The sequence below is a fragment of the Burkholderia sp. Bp8994 genome, from assembly GCF_003853805.1.
In the GTDB taxonomy this organism is placed as follows: domain Bacteria; phylum Pseudomonadota; class Gammaproteobacteria; order Burkholderiales; family Burkholderiaceae; genus Burkholderia.
Window position 1 is genome coordinate 50568 of record NZ_QTQH01000028.1, and the last position, 22377, is coordinate 72944.

General features: G+C 68.8%; 16 protein-coding genes. 5 read left to right on the forward strand and 11 right to left on the reverse strand.

Features of this window, described 5'->3' with window-relative positions; genetic code table 11:
* Positions 1–14: 14 nt before the first annotated feature.
* Positions 15–983 (forward strand): ion channel, encoded by a 969-nt coding sequence (locus tag DIE04_RS26645; protein WP_124486595.1) that lies wholly within the window; start codon positions 15–17, stop codon positions 981–983.
* 74 nt (positions 984–1057) lie between these two features.
* On the opposite strand, the gene DIE04_RS26650 is transcribed toward DIE04_RS26645, so the two are convergent.
* Positions 1058–1672, reverse strand: coding sequence for a glutathione S-transferase family protein (locus DIE04_RS26650; protein ID WP_044846169.1), 615 nt, complete (start codon positions 1670–1672; stop codon positions 1058–1060).
* 465 nt (positions 1673–2137) lie between these two features.
* On the opposite strand from DIE04_RS26650, the gene DIE04_RS26655 reads away from it, so the two are divergent.
* Both DIE04_RS26655 and DIE04_RS26665 read left to right on the forward strand, forming a co-directional pair.
* Positions 2138–2695, forward strand: a complete 558-nt coding sequence (locus DIE04_RS26655; RefSeq protein WP_124520641.1) for a sugar O-acetyltransferase — start codon at positions 2138–2140, stop codon at positions 2693–2695.
* Positions 2696–4905: 2210 nt separating this feature from the next.
* On the forward strand, positions 4906–8478 hold the full coding sequence (locus DIE04_RS26665) for an indolepyruvate ferredoxin oxidoreductase family protein (protein WP_124520643.1): 3573 nt from the start codon (positions 4906–4908) through the stop codon (positions 8476–8478).
* An 88-nt stretch (positions 8479–8566) separates the two neighbouring features.
* Here the strand turns inward: DIE04_RS26665 and DIE04_RS26670 are convergent, their stop codons facing one another.
* Positions 8567–10234 carry a Na+/H+ antiporter gene (locus DIE04_RS26670; RefSeq protein WP_124486591.1) on the reverse strand — a complete coding sequence of 556 codons (1668 nt, stop codon included), beginning with the start codon at positions 10232–10234 and terminating at the stop codon, positions 8567–8569.
* A gap of 291 nt (positions 10235–10525) precedes the next feature.
* Between DIE04_RS26670 and DIE04_RS26675 the strand changes: the two genes are divergently transcribed.
* Together DIE04_RS26675 and DIE04_RS26680 are read left to right on the forward strand one after the other, a co-directional pair.
* On the forward strand, positions 10526–11812 hold the full coding sequence (locus tag DIE04_RS26675; protein WP_044846173.1) for an EAL domain-containing protein: 1287 nt from the start codon (positions 10526–10528) through the stop codon (positions 11810–11812).
* 76 nt (positions 11813–11888) lie between these two features.
* Positions 11889–12614, forward strand: coding sequence for a copper homeostasis protein CutC (locus tag DIE04_RS26680; RefSeq protein WP_124520644.1), 726 nt, complete (start codon positions 11889–11891; stop codon positions 12612–12614).
* 184 nt (positions 12615–12798) lie between these two features.
* Here DIE04_RS26680 and bioB read toward each other — a convergent pair whose 3' ends face one another.
* The 9 genes from bioB to aceK all read right to left on the reverse strand — a co-directional run.
* On the reverse strand, positions 12799–13818 hold the full coding sequence (gene bioB / locus DIE04_RS26685; RefSeq protein ID WP_124520646.1) for a biotin synthase BioB: 1020 nt from the start codon (positions 13816–13818) through the stop codon (positions 12799–12801).
* 36 nt (positions 13819–13854) lie between these two features.
* Positions 13855–14574: a dethiobiotin synthase gene (gene bioD / locus DIE04_RS26690; protein ID WP_124520647.1), complete on the reverse strand. Its 720-nt coding sequence runs from the start codon at positions 14572–14574 to the stop codon at positions 13855–13857.
* A complete protein-coding gene (bioF, locus tag DIE04_RS26695) occupies positions 14571–15782 on the reverse strand; it encodes an 8-amino-7-oxononanoate synthase (RefSeq protein ID WP_124520649.1) in 1212 nt (403 codons plus the stop codon). The genes bioD and bioF overlap by 4 nt, the downstream gene beginning before the upstream one ends.
* On the reverse strand, positions 15779–17125 hold the full coding sequence (gene bioA, locus DIE04_RS26700; protein WP_124520650.1) for an adenosylmethionine--8-amino-7-oxononanoate transaminase: 1347 nt from the start codon (positions 17123–17125) through the stop codon (positions 15779–15781). Before bioA ends, bioF begins: the two co-directional genes overlap by 4 nt.
* Before the next feature lie 706 nt (positions 17126–17831).
* Positions 17832–19091, reverse strand: a complete 1260-nt coding sequence (locus DIE04_RS26710; protein WP_124520652.1) for a dienelactone hydrolase family protein — start codon at positions 19089–19091, stop codon at positions 17832–17834.
* Between the two features lie 107 nt (positions 19092–19198).
* A complete protein-coding gene (locus DIE04_RS26715) occupies positions 19199–19636 on the reverse strand; it encodes a YchJ family protein (RefSeq protein ID WP_044846180.1) in 438 nt (145 codons plus the stop codon).
* Between the two features lie 39 nt (positions 19637–19675).
* Entirely contained in the window at positions 19676–20353 is a 678-nt protein-coding gene (locus tag DIE04_RS26720; RefSeq protein WP_044846181.1) for an SDR family oxidoreductase, read from the reverse strand.
* Between the two features lie 243 nt (positions 20354–20596).
* Positions 20597–21364, reverse strand: a complete 768-nt coding sequence (gene can / locus DIE04_RS26725) for a carbonate dehydratase (protein ID WP_124486578.1) — start codon at positions 21362–21364, stop codon at positions 20597–20599.
* A 62-nt stretch (positions 21365–21426) separates the two neighbouring features.
* On the reverse strand, positions 21427–22377 hold a 951-nt coding region (gene aceK / locus DIE04_RS26730), incomplete at its 5' end, for a bifunctional isocitrate dehydrogenase kinase/phosphatase (protein WP_124523394.1).

Genomic DNA, 22377 nt, shown 5'->3' on the forward strand with positions numbered 1-22377 from the left:
CAGGCCCTCGCGAGATGAACGTCGATTCGTCCTCCCCAGCCTCCCGCGGCCGCGGCCGCAAGATCTGGTCGGGCACCCGCCCCGTGATCGCGTACGGGATGCCGCCGCTCGGCTGGCGCGACCTCTATCACCGCGCGCTGACGGTGAGCTGGCCCGTATTCTTCCTGTCGCTCGCGGTGCTGTTTCTGCTGCTCAACGGCGGCTTCGCGACGCTCTACCTGCTCGGCCACGCGCCGATCGCGAACCAGTCGCCGGCCGGGTTCGCCGGCGCGTTCTTCTTCAGCGTCGAGACACTCGCGACGGTCGGTTATGGCGACATGCATCCGCAGACCGTCTACGCGCACGTCGTCTCGACCTTCGAGATCTTCATCGGGATGTCGGGCATCGCGCTCGCGACCGGCCTCGTGTTCGCGCGCTTCTCGCGGCCGCAGGCGAAGATCCTGTTCGCACGTTACGCGATCGTGCGGCCGCTGAACGGGCGGATGACGCTGATGGTGCGCGCCGCGAATGCGCGCCAGAACGTGATCGCCGAAGCGCAGGCGAAACTGCGGCTGATGCGCGTCGAAGGCACGCACGAGGGTTATATGCTGCGCAAGATCCACGACTTGCCGCTCGTGCGCAACGAGCATCCGATCTTCCTGCTCGGCTGGAACCTGATGCACGTGATCGACGAAACGAGCCCGCTGTTCGGCGAGACGGCCGAGTCGCTCGCCGCGCGCGACGCGTCGCTGCTGATCACGATCGAGGGCTCCGACGAGACGACCGCGCAAGTCATGCAGGCGCGCTACTCATGGACGCATGCGGAGATCCGCTGGCGTCATCGCTATGTCGACCTGATGCACGACGAAGGCGGCATCACGCACATCGACTACACGCATTTTCACGAAGTCGTGCCGGTCGACACCGATACGGACGAGCGCGGCTCGCCGGGCGTGGTGGTCGAGGCCGGCACGGCCGCGCAGACGCCCGGGCCGGCTGCATGACGGCCGTGAACGGTGCGAACGGGCGCCGGCCTTCGGGCGCGGTCGCCGCGACGGAAGGCCGTGCCGTTCACGCGTCACGCATGCAGCAGGCGCGCCGCTTCGCGCTGTTCGACCGCGACCGCGCGGCGATGGCCGTCGCGATCCTCGGCGCGCGCGACGTAGTCGCCGAGCACGCCTTCGTGCGGCAGCAGGTGCGCGTCGAACGCGATCTTCAGCGTGCTGGCGAGCAGCAGGTCGGCCGCGGTGAAATGATCGCCGACGAGCCAGCGGCTGTGGGCGAGCGTTTGCGCGAGCGCACGCTGCACGCGCGTGATGTTGCCCCAGCCGAAGGCGACCGGATTGCCCGACGCGCCGGTGAATTTCTCGGCCATCGCCGGCTCGAGGCAGGTGGGCGTGAAGAACATCCACTGCAGGAAGCGGCCGCGCAGCGGATCGTCCGGTGCAATGCCGAGCCCGGCGCCCGGGCAGCGATCGGCGAGATAGAGCAGCACGGCGCCGGATTCGGCGAACGGTTCGCTGCCGTCGTCGAGCGCGGGTAGCTTGGCCATCGGATTGACCTGGACGAACGCGTCGCTGCCCTGTTCGTGCGATCGCAAGTCGATCGGCACGAGCTCGTAGACGGCGCCGATTTCCTCCAGCATCCACAGTGCCCGGAATGCCCGGGTCTTCGGCCAGTAGTAGAGCTTCATCGCGCCTCCGCGTATGGGTGTGCGTGTCGGGTCGGTGGATGCTCAAGCGTACCCGAGCGGGAGAGGTTCGGACAGGGGCGGACGGCGAGAATGGCGGAGCCTGGCGTGGGCGCGTGTCGTGCGTGTCCGGGCGGATGCGGGCGGGTAGGGAATTTCCCGCAAAGCCTGGTATGGCGGAAGTTCATGAATTAACTAGTCATGAAACAACTAGTTTGAGATTGACGTATGCGTGCTCGGCTGCAGCGGTCACGACCCTGCTGTTCCGCTGGCTTTGCAGCAGCGTCGGCGGCTGCCCGCACGAGTCCGGTCGATGGCCGTCGGCGGGGCGCGAAACGAGGAAACCGGGTGACCCTGCGCGGGTCGACCGACTGACTGAATTCAAGGCGATGCGATCGTATTCGACGAGCCAGGCGCTGCGTGATGCGCGGCGTTGCCGGTTCGATCGCGCACGGAGAACGGCAACGAATGGCGAACGACGATCGCACCACGATCATTCCCCGGCGCACGCCGGAATCGGCCGCGATGCGCGCCGAGCTCGGGCGGACGATGGCGATCACCGCGCGGCTCAACCGTCTGACGTTCGACGATGCGCACGACGTCCGGACATTGTTCGGAGAACTGATCGGAAGGGCGGTGGACGACGGTTTTCTGCTGATCCCGCCGTTTTATGCGACGGGCGGCGCCGATACGCGGATCGGCCGCAACGTGTTCATCAACCAGAACTGCACGTTCTATGACCTCGGCGGCCTCGACATCGGCGACGACGTGATGATCGGGCCGAACGTCAGTCTCATCACGTCGGGCCATCCGGTCGAGCCGTCCCGCCGGCGCGACGCCGTCGTCGCCCGGCCGATCGTGATCGGGAGCAACGTGTGGATCGGCGCGGGTGCGACGATCATCGGCGGCGTGACGGTCGGCGAGAACTCGGTTGTCGGCGCGGGTGCCGTCGTGACGCGCGACGTTCCGCCGAATACGCTGGTTGGCGGAAACCCGGCGCGGATCATCCGTTCGATTGCCGAATGACCGCGCTTGCGGGCGCCGTCCGCTTCGGCGCGGATGTGGACAACCGGGTTTCCGCCCACTCGAAATGCTGTGGATTCGAACGGTGAGCGTGCGTCCGGAGGCCGAATTTGCGGGGCTTTCCGGCATCCGGCGCCGATCGCGGGCAGGTGCGTGAACCGACGTTGCCGCAGCGCCCGCGATGAATTTTTTCGCCGCGTCGGTTGTGGATATCCCGGCCTCGAAACCACTCGGCAGACTGTGCATTTCACCGGTGAGTGCGACCGGATGCGGCCGGATGCGCGATGCAGGGTGTGGACAACCGGGAATCGCGACGAAGAAAAATGCTGTGCCTTTGACCGGTGAGCGCCGCCGACCGATCGCGCGTGAGACTTGCCTGGTGCGGACTTCCGGGCGTCGCGCGAAATCCGGAGCGCCGCGCATTCTAACGGCGAGTGCGGAGCGGCGATAGAGCCGCGCGCTCATCGCGGTGTGGATATCCTGCCGTGGAATTCACTCGAAGCGCTGTGTATTTCAATGGTGAGCGTCGGTACCCGGACAGGCCAGGTGTCGCCTTGCGTGCCCGTTCCCGATCTTCGACGCGACTTCGGGGTCGCGCATTCTAACCGCACACGCGATCGCGCGTGCCATTCGCGTGCTTGCCGCGATGTGGATATCCGATCGCCGAAAGCAGTCGACGTGCTGTGTCTTTCGGTGGAGAGGGCGCGCGCGTGCTGCTCTGCCGCGTCGGTGCGACTGCGGATGCGTGGGCCTCGGCGTGGTTGCAGGTGCTGCCGGTCACGCCTGAATCGGCGCTTTCGTGCGATACCGTGCCTTCGTTCACCGTAGAATTTCACAGCGTTCCGAGTGGTCGCGGATCGAGCTATCCACACCCGAATCGGCACCCGCGTTCGACTGCAATTCCGTCGCTCACCGTCGAATTTCACAGTGTTCAGAGTGGTCGTGGATCGAGCTATCCGAACCGAATCGGTGTCCTAGTTCGACTGCCATGCCTTCGCTCACCATCGAATTTCACAGTGTTCCGAGTGGTTGCGGATCGAGCTGTCCACACCCGAATCGGCACCCTCGTTCGACCGCCGTGCCGTCGCTCACCGTTGCAAGTCACAGCGTCTCGAGTGGTCGCGGATCGAACTATCCACACCTGAATCGGCACCCTCGTTCAATCGCCGTGCAGTCACTCACCGTTGCAAATCACGGCGTTTGGCGTTGTCGTGTGGCGGGCTGTTCGCATCCGGATCGGCGCTCTCGTTTGATCGGGTGCCGGCGCTCACCGTCGAGATGCACAGCGTTTCGAGTCGTCGCGGGTTGGGCTGTCCACACCCGGATCGGCATCCTTGTGCGATTGCGTGCCGATGCTCATCATCGAAATTCACTGGATTTTCAGCGCCTGGTGTGGGCGATATCCAAACCCGTGCCGGCACCTCGTCCGGCGACGCGACTGCATGCGCCGACGAACGCCAAGGCCGTGCGGGCGCTTGCGGAGGCGGGCCCATCCACACTGAAGCGCGCTGTCCCGCGTCGCCCGGACGCTCCGAAACGTCGCGAGGGCGGACGGCGGTGTGGATATCGCGCTGCCGAATCGACTCGCAAACCTGTGCATCCCACAGGTGAGGACGAACGCCGCGTCGTCGGGGCAGGAATCCGACGGTGTGGATATCTCCCGCCAACATCGACTCGCCGCGCTGTGAATTTCGACGGTGAGCGTCGGCATCCGCTCGAACCGCGGACCGATCGAGGTGTGGACATCCGGCCTCCGGCGCGACTCGAAACCCTGTGCAACCGAATGGTGAGCGCGCGGGCCAGCCCGAAACGCAGCCCCGGCATTGTGGACATCCCGCACCCGCGATCAATCCGAACGCTGTGCATTCGATGGGTGAGGGCTCGCCCGTTCCGCCCCCCGAGCCCTTGCCGCACGGTCTGCGAGCGCCCGCCGCCGCGCCCGCGGCCCGCCTCCCGCGCATTCCGGCCTTTTCGAGGCAACCCGCCTGCCCACCCCGACACGCCCCGAACAGCCGCCCGCCACCCCGCGCGAAAAATCTCTCGATTTCCGACCGAAACCTGCGCAGTTTTTCTCGCTCCGGCGTCATCCGAGCAAGATGAGAAAAAACTTTCTCGTCTCCCCGCGAAAAAATAGAGCCATCCAGCCGCAGCCCCGGCCGGCGTCGCCCGACGCCCCGTGCGCGGCCCAGAACACACAATCAGGAGACATCCCCATGACCGCCCGCCTGCCCGTCGACGGCACGCCCGCTCTATCCGACTACCGCCTGACCGACAACCTGACCGCCACGCGCGGCCGGATCTTCCTGACCGGCACGCAGGCGCTGGTCCGCCTGCTGCTGATGCAGCGCGCAGCCGATACCGCGCAGGGCCTGAACACGGCCGGCTTCGTCAGCGGCTACCGCGGCTCGCCGCTCGGGATGGTCGACCAGCAGCTGTGGAAGGCGAAGAAACTGCTCGACGGCAGCGGCGTGCGCTTCCTGCCCGCGATCAACGAGGAACTCGGCGGCACCGCCGTGCTCGGCACGCAGCGCGTCGAGGCGGACCCGGAGCGCACCGTCGATGGCGTGTACGCGATGTGGTACGGCAAGGGCCCCGGCGTCGACCGCGCCGGCGACGCGCTGAAGCACGGCAACGCATACGGTTCGTCGCCGCACGGCGGCGTGCTGGTGGTGGCCGGCGACGACCATGGCTGCGTGTCGTCGTCGATGCCGCACCAGAGCGACTTCGCGATGATCGCGTGGCACATGCCGGTCGTGAACCCGTCGAACATCGCCGACATGCTGGAGTTCGGCCTGTACGGCTGGGCGCTGTCGCGCTACTCGGGCGCATGGGTCGGCTTCAAGGCGATCTCGGAAACCGTCGAGTCGGGCTCGACCGTCGATCTCGACGCGCTGCAGACGCAATGGCCGGCGCCGGCGGGCTTCACACCGCCGGCGGGCGGCCTGCACAACCGCTGGCCCGACCTGCCGAGCCTCACGATCGAAGCGCGCCTCGCCGCGAAGCTCGACGCGGTGCGCCACTTCGCGCGCACCAACAGCATCGACAAATGGATCGCGCCGAGCGCGCACGCGAACGTCGGCATCGTCACGTGCGGCAAGGCGCACCTCGACCTGATGGAGGCGCTGCGCCGGCTCGACCTCACCGTCGCCGACCTGGAAGCGGCCGGCGTGCGGATCTACAAGGTCGGCCTGTCGTATCCGCTCGAAATGACACGGATCGAAACCTTCGTCGACGGCCTGTCGGAAGTGCTCGTCATCGAAGAGAAGGGCCCGGTGATCGAGCAGCAGATCAAGGACTACCTGTACAACCGCGCGGACGGTGCGCGCCCGCGCGTGCTCGGCAAGCACGACGCCGAAGGCGCGTGCCTGCTGTCCGAGCTCGGCGAGCTGCGCCCGTCGCGGATCCTGCCGGTGTTCGCCACCTGGCTCGCGCGGCACAAGCCGGCGCTCGACCGGCGCGAGCGCGTCGTCGATCTCGTCGCGCCGCAGATCCTGTCGAACGAGGCGGACGCGGTGAAGCGCACGCCGTACTTCTGCTCGGGCTGCCCGCACAACACGTCGACGAAGGTGCCGGAAGGCTCGATCGCGCAGGCCGGCATCGGCTGCCACTTCATGGCGTCGTGGATGGAGCGCGACACGACGGGCCTGATCCAGATGGGCGGCGAGGGCGTCGACTGGGCCGCGCACGCGATGTTCACCAACACGAAGCACGTGTTCCAGAACCTCGGCGACGGCACCTACTTCCATTCGGGCATTCTCGCGATCCGCCAGGCGGTCGCCGCGAAAGCGAACATCACGTACAAGATCCTCTACAACGACGCGGTCGCGATGACGGGCGGCCAGCCGGTCGACGGCAGCATCTCGGTGCCGCAGATCGCGCGGCAGGTCGAGGCGGAAGGCGTGTCGCGCTTCGTCGTGGTGTCCGACGAACCGGAGAAGTACGACGGTCATCACGGGCTGTTCCCGAAGGGCACGACGTTCCATCACCGCAGCGAACTCGACGCGGTGCAGCGCGAGCTGCGCGAGACGCCGGGCGTCACCGTGCTGATCTACGACCAGACCTGCGCGGCCGAGAAGCGCCGCCGCCGCAAGAAGGGCGAATTCCCCGACCCGGACAAGCGGCTGTTCATCAACGACGCGGTATGCGAAGGCTGCGGCGACTGCGGCGTGCAGTCGAACTGCCTGTCGGTCGAACCGCTCGAGACGCCGCTCGGCCGCAAGCGCCGCATCGACCAGTCGTCGTGCAACAAGGACTACTCGTGCGTGAACGGCTTCTGCCCGAGCTTCGTGACGGTCGAAGGCGCGGCGCTGAAGAAGGCCGCGGGCGCGGCGTTCGACGAAGCCGCGCTCGCCGTGCGCGTCGACGCGCTGCCGGTGCCCGCGACCCATCTCGACGCGGCGCCGTACGACATGCTGGTCACGGGCGTGGGCGGCACGGGCGTCGTGACGGTCGGCGCGCTGATCAGCATGGCCGCGCACCTCGAAGGCAAGAGCGCGTCGGTGCTCGACTTCATGGGCTTCGCGCAGAAGGGCGGCTCGGTGCTGTCGTTCGTGCGGATCGCGTCGAGCGACCGGTGGCTGAACCAGGTGCGCATCGACACGCAGCAGGCCGACGTGCTGCTCGCGTGCGACATGGTCGTCGGCGCGAGCGCCGAGGCGCTGCAGACGGTGCGCCACGAGCGCACGCGGATCGTGGTCAACACGCACCGGATTCCGAACGCGTCGTTCGTGCAGAACCCCGACGCGAACCTGCACGCGGATGCGCTGCTCGAAAAAATGCATCACGCGGCCGGCGACGGCTACCTGTCGAGCTGCGACGCGCAGGCGCTCGCCGCGAAATTCCTCGGCGACTCGATCGGCGCGAACATCCTGATGCTCGGCTACGCGTGGCAGCTTGGCCTCGTGCCGGTGTCGCTCGCCGCGATGATGCGCGCGATCGAGCTGAACAACGTCGCGGTGCCGATGAACAAGCTCGCGTTCGCGATCGGCCGGATGGCGGCCGGCGACGCGGCGGGCCTCGACGCATTGTGGAACGCGCGTCACGCGGTGGCCGTGCACGCCGCGCCGGAGACGCTCGCCGAGCTGATCGCCGATCGCGAGGCGCGCCTCGACGCCTACGGCGGCGTGCGTTACGTCGAGCGCTACCGCGCACTGGTGAACGCGGCGCGCGCGAAGGGCGACGATGCGCTGACGCGTGCGGTCGCGACGACGTTCTACCGGCTGCTCGCGGTGAAGGACGAATACGAGGTTGCCCGGCTGTATGCGGACGGCGCGTTCCGCACGGCGCTCGAAGCGCAGTTCGAAGGCGTGCCGGGGCAGGACTATCGCGTGAAGTTCAATCTGGCGCCGCCGACGGTCGCGAAGGCCGGCCGCGACGGCAGCGTGCCGAAGAAGCGCGTGTTCGGCCAGTGGATGTGGCCGGTGCTCGGCACGCTCGCGCGCGTGCGCAGTCTGCGCGGCACGTGGCTCGATCCGTTCGGCCGCACGGCCGAGCGCAGGATGGAGCGCGCGCTCGCGGACGACTACGAAACCACGCTCACGCGCGCGCTCGCCGCGGTGACCGCCGGCAATGCGGCGCAGGTCGCGCAACTGGCCGATCTGCATGCCCGCGTGCGCGGCTTCGGTCACGTGAAGGTGCGCAACCTCGCGGGCGTGAAGCGTGCGGAGCGCGAGCTCGCGCTGCAGGTCGGCATCGACGCGGCGACGAGTGCGGCAGTGCAGCACGCGCTCGACGAGATGAAGGGCGCGGGAATGCTGAAGGGGATTCCGGTCGTCGTCGCGAAGTAACGCCGCGGCGGGCGGATGTGAAAACGGCGACGCTCGTGCGTCGCCGTTTTTTTTGAGCGGCCGTGCAATCGCACCGCGGCGCAGCCGCTCAGACGAGTCCTTTCTTGCGCGTCGACAGTGCCGTTTCCGACAGGTCGATCTCGCGGATCAGCTTCGTCAGCGTCTCGTCGGAAATCCTGCTTTCGCTGCGCATCCGGTACAGCACCGAACGTTCCGCGCGCACCGCCGCGATCCGCATCTGCAGTTCCATCGTCTCCGCCTGCTTGGCTTGCGCGCGCGGGGTCGGGCCGTCGTCGGCGAGCGCGGCGAGGCGGCGGCGGTACTGGTCCATCACGCGCGCCGAGATGTCCGCGCAGCGCGCGGCGCCCGATTCGTCGAGATCGGCCGAGATCGCGTCGTGCGACGAGTCGATCGCGCGGATCGCGGCCTGCGCGGCGGCCGCGCGCGCGGTGCGCTCCTCGTCGGCGAGCGGGTTGCGCGTCGAGCGCACGCCGCGCAGCAGCAGCGGCAGGCCGATCACCGCGACGATCAGCGAACCGAGAATCACCGCCGATGCGACGAAGATCGCGGTGTCGCGCCCGGGCAGCGGCGCGCCGTCAGACAGCGCGACGGGGATCGACAGCACGCCCGCGAGCGTGACCGCGCCGCGCACGCCGCCGACCGTCATCACCGCGATCGTGCGCACGCCGGCCATCGTGCCCGCGAGGCCGTGGCGCGCGGCGCGGCGGCTCGCGATCCAGCGCAGCAGCCAGACCCACAGGAAGCGGATCGCATACAGCGCGATCATCATCGCGCACACGTTGAAGATCATCCGGCCGACGAGCGCGTCGCTCGTGTGGTGCGCGTCGACGAGCGCGCGGCCGATGATGTGCGGCAACTGCAGCCCGAGCATGATGAACACCATGCCGTTGAACACGAACTCGATCATCGCCCACGTGCTTTCGGCCCGCACGCGAGACGCGACGGTGCTTTTGCGGGAGAAGCTCGTGTAGTTCATCATCATCCCCGCCGACACGGCCGCGAGCACGCCCGACAGGTCGAGATGCTCGGCGAACAGATAGGCGGCGAACGGCACGAGCAGCGTCATCACGATGCCGGGGGCCGGATCGCCTTCCTGCTCGGCATTCAGGAAGCGCGTCGACAGCGCGCTGAACCCCCACGACACGAGCGCGCCCGTCGCGAGCCCGCCGGCGGCGACGATCACGAACGTGATCGACGCATCGCGCAGCGAGAACATGCCGGTGAGCGCGGCCGCGACCGCGAACTTCAGCGCGACCAAGCCCGACGCGTCGTTCATCAGCGCCTCGCCTTCCAGGATGTGCATCAGTTGCGGCGGGATCCGTCCCTTGCCGGCGATGCCCGACAGCGCGACCGCGTCGGTGGGCGACAGCACGGCCGCGAGCGCGAACGCGATCGGCAGCGGCAACTCGGGTATCAGCCAGTGCGCGAAGTAGCCGACTGCGAGTACCGTCATGAACACGAGCCCGAACGCGAGCATCAGGATAGCGCGGCGCTGCAGGTACAGCTCGCGTTTCGGAATCCGCCAGCCGTCCGCGAACAGCAGCGGCGGAATGAACAGCAGCATGAAGATTTCGGGATCGAACGTGACGTGCAGGTTCAGCTTCGGCCACGCGAGCATCGCGCCGAACGCGATCTGCATCAGCGGCAGCGGAAGCTGCAACGGCAGGATGCGTGTGACCGCGCCGGACAGCGCGACGGTCAGCAGCAGGATCAGGACTGTGAAGACGATTTCCATCGAGACGGCGATTGCGGAGAATGAAACGACCGTACGGAGTTTAGCGTGACGACGCGGCGGGTGCGTTCGAGTGCGCCGGTGCGCATGCACGTGAACGGTGCATCCGGCCTGCGCCATGCTGGTGCGGCGGCGCCGCACGCAGGCGCGGCGCGCGTATTCGGCCCTTGCACGGACCTTGCTTGATGCTTGCCTACCGTCCGGCACCGGCCGGACAACCGAGGATTCCACCATGACATTGCGCGCGCCGTCTCAACCAACCGCCGCGTTCGGCTGCATCACCAGGAGGGCGCCATGACGATCGCGCAACAGGAGCGTCCGGCCACCGCATCGCCGTATCGTTTCGAGCGGGAGATGAGCTCCGGCCTCGAGCGCCTGGCGACGCAGCATCACGACCTGTCGCTCACGACCGTGTTCCAGCCGATCTTCAGCCTGTCGCACCAGCGCGCGGTGGGCTACGAGGCGCTGCTGCGCGCGCATGATGCGCTCGACCGCGCGGTGTCGCCGCTCGACGTGTTCGGCGAGGCCGCGCGCCAGGGCGAGTTGCTGCAGCTCGACCGGCTCGCGCAGGCGCTGCATCTCGAGAACTTCGCGCTGCTCGGCGCCGAGCGCGAGTGGCTGTTCCTCAACGTGCATCCGGGCGTGCTGACCGACCCGTTCCAGGCCGCCGCGCTGTTCGCGAACCTGAAGCGGATCGGCATGCCGCCGCGCCGCGTCGTGCTCGAAGTGCTCGAACAGCGCGCGGAAGACGTCGAGCGGCTCGCCGAGGCCGTGCGCGAATTCCGCGCGCAGGGTTTCCTGATCGCGCTCGATGATTTCGGCGCCGGTCACTCGAACCTCGAGCGGATCTGGCAGCTGAACCCGGACATCGTGAAGCTCGACCGGATCATGCTGTCCCACGCGGCGCACCGCACGGGGCTCACCGCGATCCTGCACGGGCTCGTCACGCTGCTGCACGAGGCCGGCAAGCTGGTGCTCGTCGAGGGGATCGAGACCGAGCACGACGCGCAGATCGCGCTGTCGTGCGAGGCCGATTTCGTGCAGGGCTATTTCTTCGGCCGCCCGGCCCCCGGGCTGCCCGACAGCGCGGCCGCGACCGGTTGCATCGGCGAGCTGACCGAGCGCTTTCGCCAGCAGACCGAAGCGCGCGAGCGGCGCGACGCGCAGCGGCTCGCGCCATACCTGCGCGCGTTCGAGCGCGCGGCCGAGCGGGTGGCGGCCGGCGAGCCGCTCGACGAGGTGTGCTGGAACTTCCTCGCGCTCGACGATGCCGCGCGCTGCTTCCTGCTCGACGCGCGCGGCCGGCAGGCCGGCCGCAACGTCGTGCTGCGCGCGGACCGCGCGCTCGCCGAGGCGCGCTTCTCGCCGCTGTCGGATGCGCAGGGTGCGAACTGGCTGCGCCGGCCGTATTTCCGCACGGCGATCGCCGAGCCCGGACGCGTGCAGGTGACGCGCCCGTACCTGTCGATCAACGAGGCGCAGCCGTGCGTGACGCTGTCGGTGGCGGTGCGCATCGGCGATGCGCAGCACGTGCTGTGCGGCGATATCGACTGGATCGACGAGGAAGCGGGCGGCGCATAGCGACGGCGTCGCGCTGGCGCGGTTCATGCCGCTCGGCTAGGATGCGCGAATTGTCCTGACGATTCGCGAGCCGCCGATGAACCGCACCGCCGCTTCCTCCGTTCTCCTCGAAGTGATCGCCACCACCGTCGGCGACGCGAAGGCCGCTGCCCGCGCGGGCGCCGACCGGCTCGAACTCGTGACCGCGATCAGTGAAGGCGGGCTCACGCCGAGCGTCGGCCTGATCGAGGCCGTCGTGGCCGCCGTGGCGATCCCGGTGAACGTGATCGTGCGCCCGCACAGCCGCGCGTTCATCTACGAAGCCGACGACCTGCGCGTGATCGAGCGCGACGTGCGCGCGGCCGTCGCGGCTGGTGCGAACGGCGTCGTGTTCGGCGCGCTCGATGCGCGCGGCGACGTCGATCTCGATGCGCTCCAGCGCATCGCGGCGGCCGCGGACGGGCGCGACCTGACGTTCCATCGCGCGTTCGACGTGTCGCGCGACCTCAATGCCGCGTTCGACGCGCTGCTGCGCGTGCCGGCGGTCACGTCGGTGCTGACCTCGGGCGGCCATCCGTCGGTGCTCGACGCGGTCGCGACGATCACGCGGCTGGTGCGCCAGGCGGCAGGCTCGACCTGCACGGTGCTGGCCGGCTCGGGCCTCACGATCGACGCGGTCGGCGATTTCGTTCGCGCGACCGGCGTGCGCGCGGTGCACTTCGGCTCGGGCGTGCGGCCGCGCGGCGAGGTGCTGGCGCCGGTCGACGAACAGCGCGTCGCGCGCGTGCGCGCGGCGCTCGACGGCGCGGCCGCACACGTGTGACGCGCAGGCGGAAGTCGCGCCGACGCGCACGCTGACGATCGGGCTCGACGCTTCGATCCGGCGCGCGGGCAAGACCGCGATGCGCGACGCGCAGGCCGGCCCGGCGCAGAATCGGACAAAAAAAACCGGGGCATGCCCCGGTCTTCTCGTCTGCAACCTTCGCAGAACGACGCGAGGCCGGCGCTTACGCGTTCTCCGCCAGCGCGTCGGCCTGGCTCGCGCGGATGCCGAGGCGCTCGAACAGCGCGCGGTCGCGCTGCGTCTGCGGGTTGCTCGTGGTCAGCAGCTGGTCGCCGTAGAACATCGAGTTCGCGCCCGCGAGGAAGCACATCGCCTGCATCGCGTCGTCGAGCTGCTCGCGGCCGGCCGACAGCCGCACGACGGCCTTCGGCATCGTGATGCGCGCGACCGCGATCGTGCGCACGAACTCGAACGGGTCGAGCGGTGCGGTGCCTTCGAGCGGCGTGCCCTCGATCGCGACGAGGTTGTTGATCGGCACCGACTCCGGATACGGGTTCAGGTTCGCGAGCTGCGAGATCAGGCCCGCGCGTTCGCGGCGCGATTCGCCCATCCCGATGATGCCGCCGCAGCACACGTTGATGCCCGCGTCGCGCACGCGGTCGAGCGTGTCGAGACGATCCTGGTAGGTGCGCGTCGAGATCACCTGGCCGTAGAACTCCGGCGACGTGTCGAGATTGTGGTTGTAGTAATCGAGGCCCGCGTCGGCGAGTTCCTTGGCTTGCTCGTCCTCCAGCATGCCGAGCGTCATGCAGGTCTCGAGGCCCAGTTCCTTCACGCCGCGCACCATCTCGGTCAGCGCAGGCATGTGGCGCTCCTTCGGGTTGCGCCATGCGGCGCCCATGCAGAAGCGGCTCGCGCCGTTCGCCTTGGCCGCGCGTGCGGCGTCGAGCACCGCGTCGACGTCCATCAGCTTCTCGGCCTTCAGGCCCGTCTCGTGGTGCGACGACTGCGAGCAGTAGCCGCAATCCTCCTCGCAACCGCCCGTCTTGATCGACAGCAGCGTCGACAGCTGCACCGCGTTCGCGTCGAAGTGCTCGCGATGCACCTGCTGCGCGCGGAACATCAGGTCGTTGAACGGCAGCTCGAACAGCGCGACGACGTCGGCGACGCGCCAGCGCTGCGACGTCGGGGCGGCCACGGGGATCGCGTCGGGTTGCACGGCGGCGGTCTGGGCTTGGGTCATGGTGGTTTTCCTGTCGTGAATGCGGGGATCGGGGCGTCAATGCTGCGCGCGGCGCAGCGTGTCGACGAGCGCGGCGATGTCGAGCATCGCCGCGGCGGATTCGGGGGCGGCCGGCGCCAAGTGCGCGATGCGGCCAAGCAGCGGCGCGCGATGTTCGCGCGCGAGCCAGTCGCGGATCGCAGCGACGTTCTCGTCGGCGTACGGCATGGCCGGGTCGACGTGGTTCGCGACCCAGCCGGCGAGCGTGAGGCCGCGCTGGCGAATCGCGTCGGCCGTCAGCAGCGCGTGGCTGATGCAGCCGAGCCGCATGCCGACCACGAGCACGACCGGCAGGCCGAGCGCGACCGCGAGATCGGCCGTGTCCTGCGTGTCGTTCAGCGGCACGCGGAAGCCGCCGACGCCTTCGACGACGACGACGTCCGCGCGCGTCAGCGCCTCGCGGTGGCTCGCGACGATCGTGTCGAGGTCGATCGTCACGCCTTCCTGCGCGGCGACGATGTGCGGGGCGGCCGGCGCCTTCAGCAGGAACGGCGTGCGCAGCTCGGGCGGCAGCACGACGTTCGCGGCCGCGTCGAGCTGGTCGGCGTCCTCGTTGCGCCAGACGCCGTCGCGTTCAACCGCACCGGCGGCCACGGGCTTCAGCGCGGCCGCGCGCAGGCCGTGACGTGCGAAGCCGTGCAGCATCGCGGCCGACACGAAGGTCTTGCCGATCTCGGTGTCGGTGCCGGTGACGAAAACGGAAAGCGGTGCGTTCATGCGGTTTGCTCGCTGGCTTCGATGAGTGCGGTTTCCAGCCGCGCGAGATCGTCGAACGAATGCGCGGCCGACAGCGAGATGCGCAGGCGCGACGTGCCGGCGGGCACCGTCGGCGGCCGGATCGCGGGCACCCACAGGCCGTGCGCGTCGAGCGAGCGCATCGCCGCGAGCGTCGCGTCGTTGCTGCCGATCACGAGCGGCTGCACGGCCGTGTGCGAGTCGACCGGCTGCCAGCGTGTCATGCGCAGCAGCGCGCGCGTGCGCTCGATCAGCGCGGCGAGGTGCGCGCGTCGCGCATCGCCTTCGTCGCCGGCGATCACCTTCAGGCTTGCCGATACCGCATGCGCGACCGCGGGCGGCGCCGCCGTCGTGAAGATGTAGCTGCGCGCGCGCTGGATCATCCATTCGATCACGGTCTCGTGCGCGATGACGAACGCGCCCGCGACGCCGGCGGCCTTGCCGAGCGTGCCGACGTACACGAGGTTCGGCGAGCGCAGCGCGGCGGCCGCGAGCGCGCCGCGGCCCTGCGGGCCCAGCACGCCGAAGCCGTGCGCGTCGTCGACGACGAGCCACGCGCCGTGGCGTTCGGCCAGCGCGACGAGTTCGGCGAGCGGCGCGAGGTCACCGTCCATGCTGAACACCGTATCGCTGACGATCAGCTTCGTTTCGGCCTCCGACGCATCGAGCAGCGCGGGGAGCGCCGCCATGTCCGCATGCGGATAGACCTGCACGTTCGCGCGCGACAGCCGGATCCCGTCGATCAGCGACGCGTGGTTCAGCGCGTCGGAGAAGATCGTCGCGTGTTTGCCGGTGAGGGCCGTCATCGCGGCGAGGTTCGCCATGTAGCCGGTGCTGAAGTACAGCGCGCGCGGCGCATCGGAGAAGCCGCCCGCGAAGCCGGCGAGTTCGTCCTCGAGCGTCGCGTGCGCGCGCGAATGGCCGCCGAGCAGATGCGAGCCGCCGCTCCCGGAGCCATAGCGCCGCGCGCCTTCCGCGAACGCGGCGACGAGCGCCGGATGCGCGGCGAGGCCGAGATAGTCGTTGCTCGCGAAGCCGACGATGTCGCGGCCGTCGACGCGCATGTGTGCGTCGCACGCGGTGTCGGCGGTGCGGCGCACGCGGCGCAGGCCCTGCGCATCGAGTTCGGCGAGGCCGCGCTGCAGCGTGTCGAGCAGCGGCGCGGTCGTTTTCTGCGACGGCTGTTTCATCGCGCCGCCTCCGCGAGTGTCGCGTCGAGCGTGTCGCGCGTGCGTTGCGCGAGCCACGCGATGTCGTCGTCGCTCATCACGTACGGCGGCATCAGGTACACGGTCGTGCCGATCGGGCGCAGCAGCAGTTCGCGTTCGAGCGCGCGCTCGAAGAAGCGTCGCGAGAAGCCGCGTGCCGCGTCGCCGTCGAGCGCGACGTCGAACGCGAACAATGTGCCGCGCTCGCGCAGGTGACGCACCTGCGGGTGCGCGCCGAGCGGCGCGAGCGCGGCGCGCATCGCGGCCGACTTGCGCGCGTTGGCGGCGAGCACGTCGTCGCGCGCGAACAGGTCGAGCGTCGCGACGGCCGCGCGGCACGCGAGCGGGTTGCCGGTGTACGAATGCGAATGCAGGAAGCCGCGCGTGGTGTCGTCGTCGTAGAACGCCGCGAACACGTCGTCGCGCGTGAGCACGAGCGACAGCGGCAGGTAGCCGCCGCTGATGCCTTTCGACAGGCACAGGAAATCGGGCCACACGCCGGCCTGCTCGCACGCGAAGAAGGTGCCGGTGCGGCCGCAGCCGACCGCGATCTCGTCGGCGATCAGGTGCACGCCGAATTCGTCGCACAGCGCGCGCAGCCCGCGCACGTACGACGGATCGTGCATCGCCATGCCGGCCGCGCATTGCACGAGCGGCTCGACGATCAGCGCGGCGATCCGGTCGGCGCGTTCGGCGAACAGGCGCCGCACGTCGTCGAGCGCGCGGCCCGCGACGTCGGCGGCCGTCTCGCCCGGCAGCGCGCCGCGCGCGTCGGGCGACGCGACCACGTGCGCGTTGCGGATCAGCGGGTCGTACGCGTCCTTGAACAGCGCGACGTCGGTCACGCCGAGCGCGCCGATGGTCTCGCCGTGATAGCTGTTCGCGACGCACACGAACTCGCGCTTGTCCGCGCGGCCGCGGTTGCGCCACGCGTGGAAGCTCATCTTCAGCGCGATCTCGACCGCCGACGCGCCGTCCGACGCGAAGAACGCATGGCCGAGCGTGCGCGCGGTGAGCGCGTGCAGCCGCTCGGCGAGCTCGATCGCCGGCTCGTGCGTGCAGCCGGCGAGCATCGCGTGCTCGAGCGTGTCGAGCTGGTCCTTCAGCGCCGCGTTGATGTCCGGGTTCGCGTGGCCGAACAGGTTCACCCACCACGAGCTGATCGCGTCGAAGTAACGGCGGCCGTCGCGGTCGTACAGCCACAGGCCCGCGCCGCGCGCGACGGGAATGAGCGGCAGGCGCTCGTGGTGCTTCATCTGGGTGCAGGGATGCCAGACCGCGCGCAGGCTGCGCGCGACCCAGTCATCGGTGGCTGGCGTACTCAAGGCGACTCCGGGGAGTAAAACGGCGGCGGGTATCGAACGGGACACCGCGCGGCGACAGACGGAAAACGCGCTGAGATTAGCGTGTTCCGCCGCGCGTTGCACTACCGGTTACAAACACCGCAAAGCCTTGCCGGGCGGGAGTTCGGCGCAGATCCGGGGTGCTCGGGACGGTACGCGCCAGATGCCCCGAAATGACCGCAGATGACGACGTTCGAGTGACACCCCCCGACAGAAAAAAATCGTCGGGCGGGCGGGCGCGGGAGGGGTGAAAAATCGGGGCGGGAAGGGAAAAGGGGCGCGAAGTGTGGCGCAATGCGACCGGCGACTAGCAACCTGCGACCTGCGACCTGCGAATGGCGAATGGCGAATGGCGAATGGCGAATGGCGAATGGCGACCTGCGAATGGCGACTAGCGACTAGCGACTAGCGACTAGCGACTAGCGACCGGCGACTAGCGACCGGCGACCGGCGACCGGCGACCGGCAAATGGCGCGTTGAATCAGGCGCCGCTGGCGTTCGGAACAGGCGGGAAAAGTCCCGCAAAGGCTCTCAGCGGATGTTACGAGCGGGGTGCTCAGCCCGCGGACTCACAAGAGCGCGAGAACGGGCATGCGAACGCCGCTGCGGACCGCACGCTCACGAAACGGAAGAGGGGAAAGAGACGTGGGTAGAACGCGATCCTGACGCGCGTCGCGACACGCGCGCGTCAGCGCGAAGCCAAGGCGCGCGCGTCGGCGTCGCCGTTGTCGGCCGTCTGCGTCGCATTCGCGTTCCACACGACGCGGTCGTTGACCGCATACAGCTTGCATGCGCCCGCGCCCTGCTTCGAGCAGTTGTCGAGCGCGAGCGCCATCGGATCGTCGCCGCCTTCGGCCCACGACCACGCGCCTTCAGCCGACACCGCGAACGCACGGCTCGGATGCTGGCTCAGGAAGCGGCGATAGCCTTCGCGGCCGGCTGCGTCGAGGAACGGCACCGCCTCGACCGCGTCGATCGACGCATAGCCGGTCGCATTCGGCTCGTGCGGGTTCGCGACCGCATAGCGCACCGAGGTCGGCAGGTTCAGTTCCGCGAGGAACGCATGCACGGCCGGCCACCACACGGGCACGCCGTCGCGATCGACGATCAGCCGGTGCGCGTCGTCCTTGTAGCGGCCGAAATCGATGAACTGCGCCTGCGTGCCGTGCGACACGTAGGCGTCGTGCATCTGCGCGACGAGCGCGGGCGTCCACACCGAATCGTTGTCGCCGTACAGCCACAGCGACCGCACGGCCGTATGCGCGCCGTACTGGTCGAACGCGTCGACGAGATTGCGCTGCCAGCCGTCGCAGAGGTCCTGGCGCAGCCCGCCGGAGAAGTTGATGATGCCGCGCACGCCGGGCGCCGCCTCGGTACCGTATGCGACCGACACGAGGCCGCCGTGCGACGTGCCCGCGACGACGATGCGCGACGCATCGATGTACGACTGACGCGACATGTAGCGGACCGTCGCGTCGACGTCGGCGGCCTGCACGAGGCCGTTCTTGCCGACGTTGCAGCCTTCCTGCTGGTACGCGCCGCCCGAACCGGCGAAGCCCTGGCGGTTCGGCGCGATCACCGCATAGCCGCGGCGCACGAATTCACGCGCGAACGCGAGCGGCCGGCTGCGCGGCTGCTGGTGAAGATCGCCGGTGTTCTTGCCGTGGTTGAAGACGACGAGCGGGAACGGGCCGGGGCCGTTCGGCTTGAACAGCGTGGCCTCGAGCATCACGGCGCCCGAAGCATCGGCCGGAATGCTGACGATTTGTTCGTTGAGGTTCGCGGCGACCTGCGGGAGGCCCGAATCGCCGTAATCGAAGCGCTCGGCGTGGGCGAGCGAGCCGCTGGCCGTGGCCGCGCCAGATTGCGCGTTCGGCGCCGTACCGGCCTGAGCGGCCGACAGCGCGCAGGCCGCCATCCATCCCACCAATACCTTGCTGAACGCCATTCGTAAGCCCTGCCATGCAACATGACCAATCTGACGGCCATCCTAGCCCGACAAATTCAGGTTGTGCAATGCGGGAATTACCCGGCGTCTGACATGGCAACTATTTGTCAGCGTTCACTTACTTCGCCGTCGACATAGCGCCAGAAACCGTGCTCGTCGCGTGTGAAACGACTTGTCTCGTGGAGCCTGTACGCACGCCCGCCGACCTTGTAGCGGGCCACGAATTCGACCTCCGCGTGCTGTTCGTCGAGCCGGGCATGGCGTTTGACGGCGAGGCCGAGCCAGCGAGGCGCGTCGGGCGCATTCGGGTCCGCATCGAGATCGGCCGGGCAGGTGCGCGCGTCCCAGGTCGCGCGCAGATAGTCGGTCGCGCCGAGCACGTACGCGCTGTACCGCGAGCGCATCAATTCGAGGGCGGTCGGCGCGGCTTCGCCGCCGTCGATGAAGCGGCCGCAACAGGCCGCATAGCGCGGCGCCGGGGCTTTGCCGGCAGGGACGGGGGACGCGCCGCCGCACGGGCACGCGTCAGGTCGGTTCAAAATCATGCGATTCGGGAATTAACGACGCCGGGTTGTCATGCCGGCTCACCAGCTGAGCTCGACGCCGTCGTACTGGAAGAAACGGCCGTTGGCCTGCGACACGTCCGCGCCGGCTTCCGCGATCACGCGGCGCATGCCGGTCACGCTGGTCTCCGGATCGATCGCGGCCTGCGCGCCGCCCATGTCGGTGCGCACCCAGCCGGGATGGAGCGAGATGCAGGCGGCGTGGCGCGTCTGCAGCGATGCGATGCGCAGCACGTCGTTCAGCGCGGCCTTGCTCGCGCGGTACAGCCAGCCGGTCGTGCCGGTCGCCTCGGCGATGCTGCCCATCCGGCTCGAGACCACCGCCAGCACGCCGCGCGCGTCCTCGACGAGCGGCAGCAGGATCGGCAGCAGTTGCATCGGCCCGCGCACGTTCGTATGCATCACCGTGTCGAAATCCTCGGCGCCGATCGTTTCGACCCCTTCGGTGCGCGGCCCGTACACGCCCGACACGAGCACCGCCGCGTCGAGCCGTTCGCCGTCGAGCTTCCAGCCGAGCGCCGCGATCTGTTCGGGCTGCGCGATGTCGAGCGCATGCGCGTGCGCGCCGCGTTCGCGCAGTGCGGCAAGCGATGCGTCGTCGCGCGCGGTCGCGATCACGTTCCAGCCGTCGCGCCGGTATTGCCGGACGAATTCGCGTCCGAGGCCGCGCGATGCGCCGACGATCAGTACGGTTTTCATGTTCGCCGCTCCTTTGCATTGCACCGCCGTCGCGGCAGTGCCGGTGTCAGATCAGTTCGACGGCCGTCGCGGCCGCATGACCGCCGTTGCGCCGGCTGGCGTGTGCGCACGGCGCACCCGTCGCGCGACGGGATGCAGGGGGCGCGGCCCCGCCATCATGATGCACCTTCAGCCGGATGGCGCGCGGCGGGGCGCTGGCGTGCCGCGCCCGCGTGGCCGCGCACGTCGGCTACTTCGAGTCGGTTACTTCGCGTCGTCGCACGGCTTCAGCGTGGCGGCGACCGCCTGCGCGACGTCGTCGAGCCGCGCGGCGTCCGCCGCGACCATGTCGTTGTCGGGCGCGTGCTGGCCGCGCGCGGTCAGCGCCGCGACGCAGCGCTTGTAGGTTGCATCCAGCGCGTCGAAGCTCGACACGGCCATCCCGAGGTTGCGCATCCGCCCGTCGTGCACGCCGTACACGAGCCCGTGCACGGTGAGCGACTGGCCGCGCGCCCATGCGTCGTTGACGATCGTCGTGCGGCATACGTTGACGACCTGCTCGATCGAGTTCAGCTCGATCAGGCGGCGATAGCGCGCTTCGCCGACCGGCCATTCGTCGAGCAGTGCGGCGTGGCGTTCGCGCACGTCCTGCACGTGATGCAGCCAGTTGTCCGCGAGGCCGACGCGGCGGTTGTGCAGCGCCGCGTTCACGCCCGAGCAGCCGTAGTGGCCGACGACCATGATGTGCTTCACGCGCAGGATGTCGACCGCGAACTGGATCACCGACAGGCAGTTCAGGTCGCTGTGCACGACGACGTTCGCGATGTTACGGTGCACGAACACTTCGCCCGGCGGCAGGCCGATGATCTGGTTCGCGGGCACGCGCGAATCCGAGCAGCCGATCCACAGATATTCCGGCGCCTGCTGGTCGGCGAGACGCGCGAAGAAATCGGGATCGTCGGCGAGCTGGCGCTTGACCCAGGCGTCGTTGTTGTCGAACAGGTGTGAAAGCGGATTGTCTTGGGTATTCATCGGTGTGGATTCCGTTGGCGGAAGTCAGGTCGATAACGGGTTTGGTTCGATCGGACGGTGCGTCAGGCGGCGCGCTGCGCGTCGCTTGCGTCGTCGCCGGCGTCACCGGCGTCCGGCGTCGCGTCGAAGCGCTCGGGGTAGCGCACGCTGAAGCGCAGCGACACGTCGTACGGGTAAAAATCGGGCAACTCGCCCTGCAGCAGCTTGTCCTTGCTGGCCTGCCACAGCGCGGGTTCGAAAAAGTCCGCGTGATGCTTCATGAAGACCGTCCGCACGCGCGGGTCGCCGAGCAGGAACGGTCCGTAGGTTTCCGGAAAGATGTCGTGCGGGCCGACGGTATACCACGGTTCGCCGGACAGCTCGTCTTCCTCGTTGCGCGGCGGCGGCACGCGCCGCACGTTGCAGTCGGTCAGGTACTCGATCTCGTCGTAGTCGTAGAACACGACGCGGCCGTGGCGCGTGACGCCGAAGTTCTTGTAAAGCATGTCGCCGGGGAAGATGTTGGCCTTCATCAACTCCTTCACCGCGTTGCCGTACTCCTTCACGCCGTGCTCGACGTCCGCGTCGGTGCCGTTCTGCAGGTACAGGTTGAGCGGCGTCATGCGGCGCTCGATGTACAGGTGCTTGATCACGAGGTTGTCGTCCTCGTATTCGAGCAGCGACGGCACTTCCTTTTCCAGCTCGCGCACGAGCGCATGGTCGAGCCGCGACAGCGGCAGCGCGACGCTCGAATACTCGAGCGTATCGGCCATCCGCCCGAGACGGTCGTGGCGCTTCACGAGCTGGTACTTCTCCATGATCTGCGCGCGCGTCGTTTCCTTCGGCGGCGGGAACTGATCCTTGATGATCTTGAACACGTACGGGAACGACGGCAGCGTGAACACGAGCATCACGAGGCCCTTGATCCCGGGCGCGATGATGAAGCGGTCGCTCGAATGCGACAGGTGGTGCAGCAGGTCGCGGTAGAACAGGTTCTTGCCCTGCTTCTGCAGGCCGACCGACGTGTAGATCTC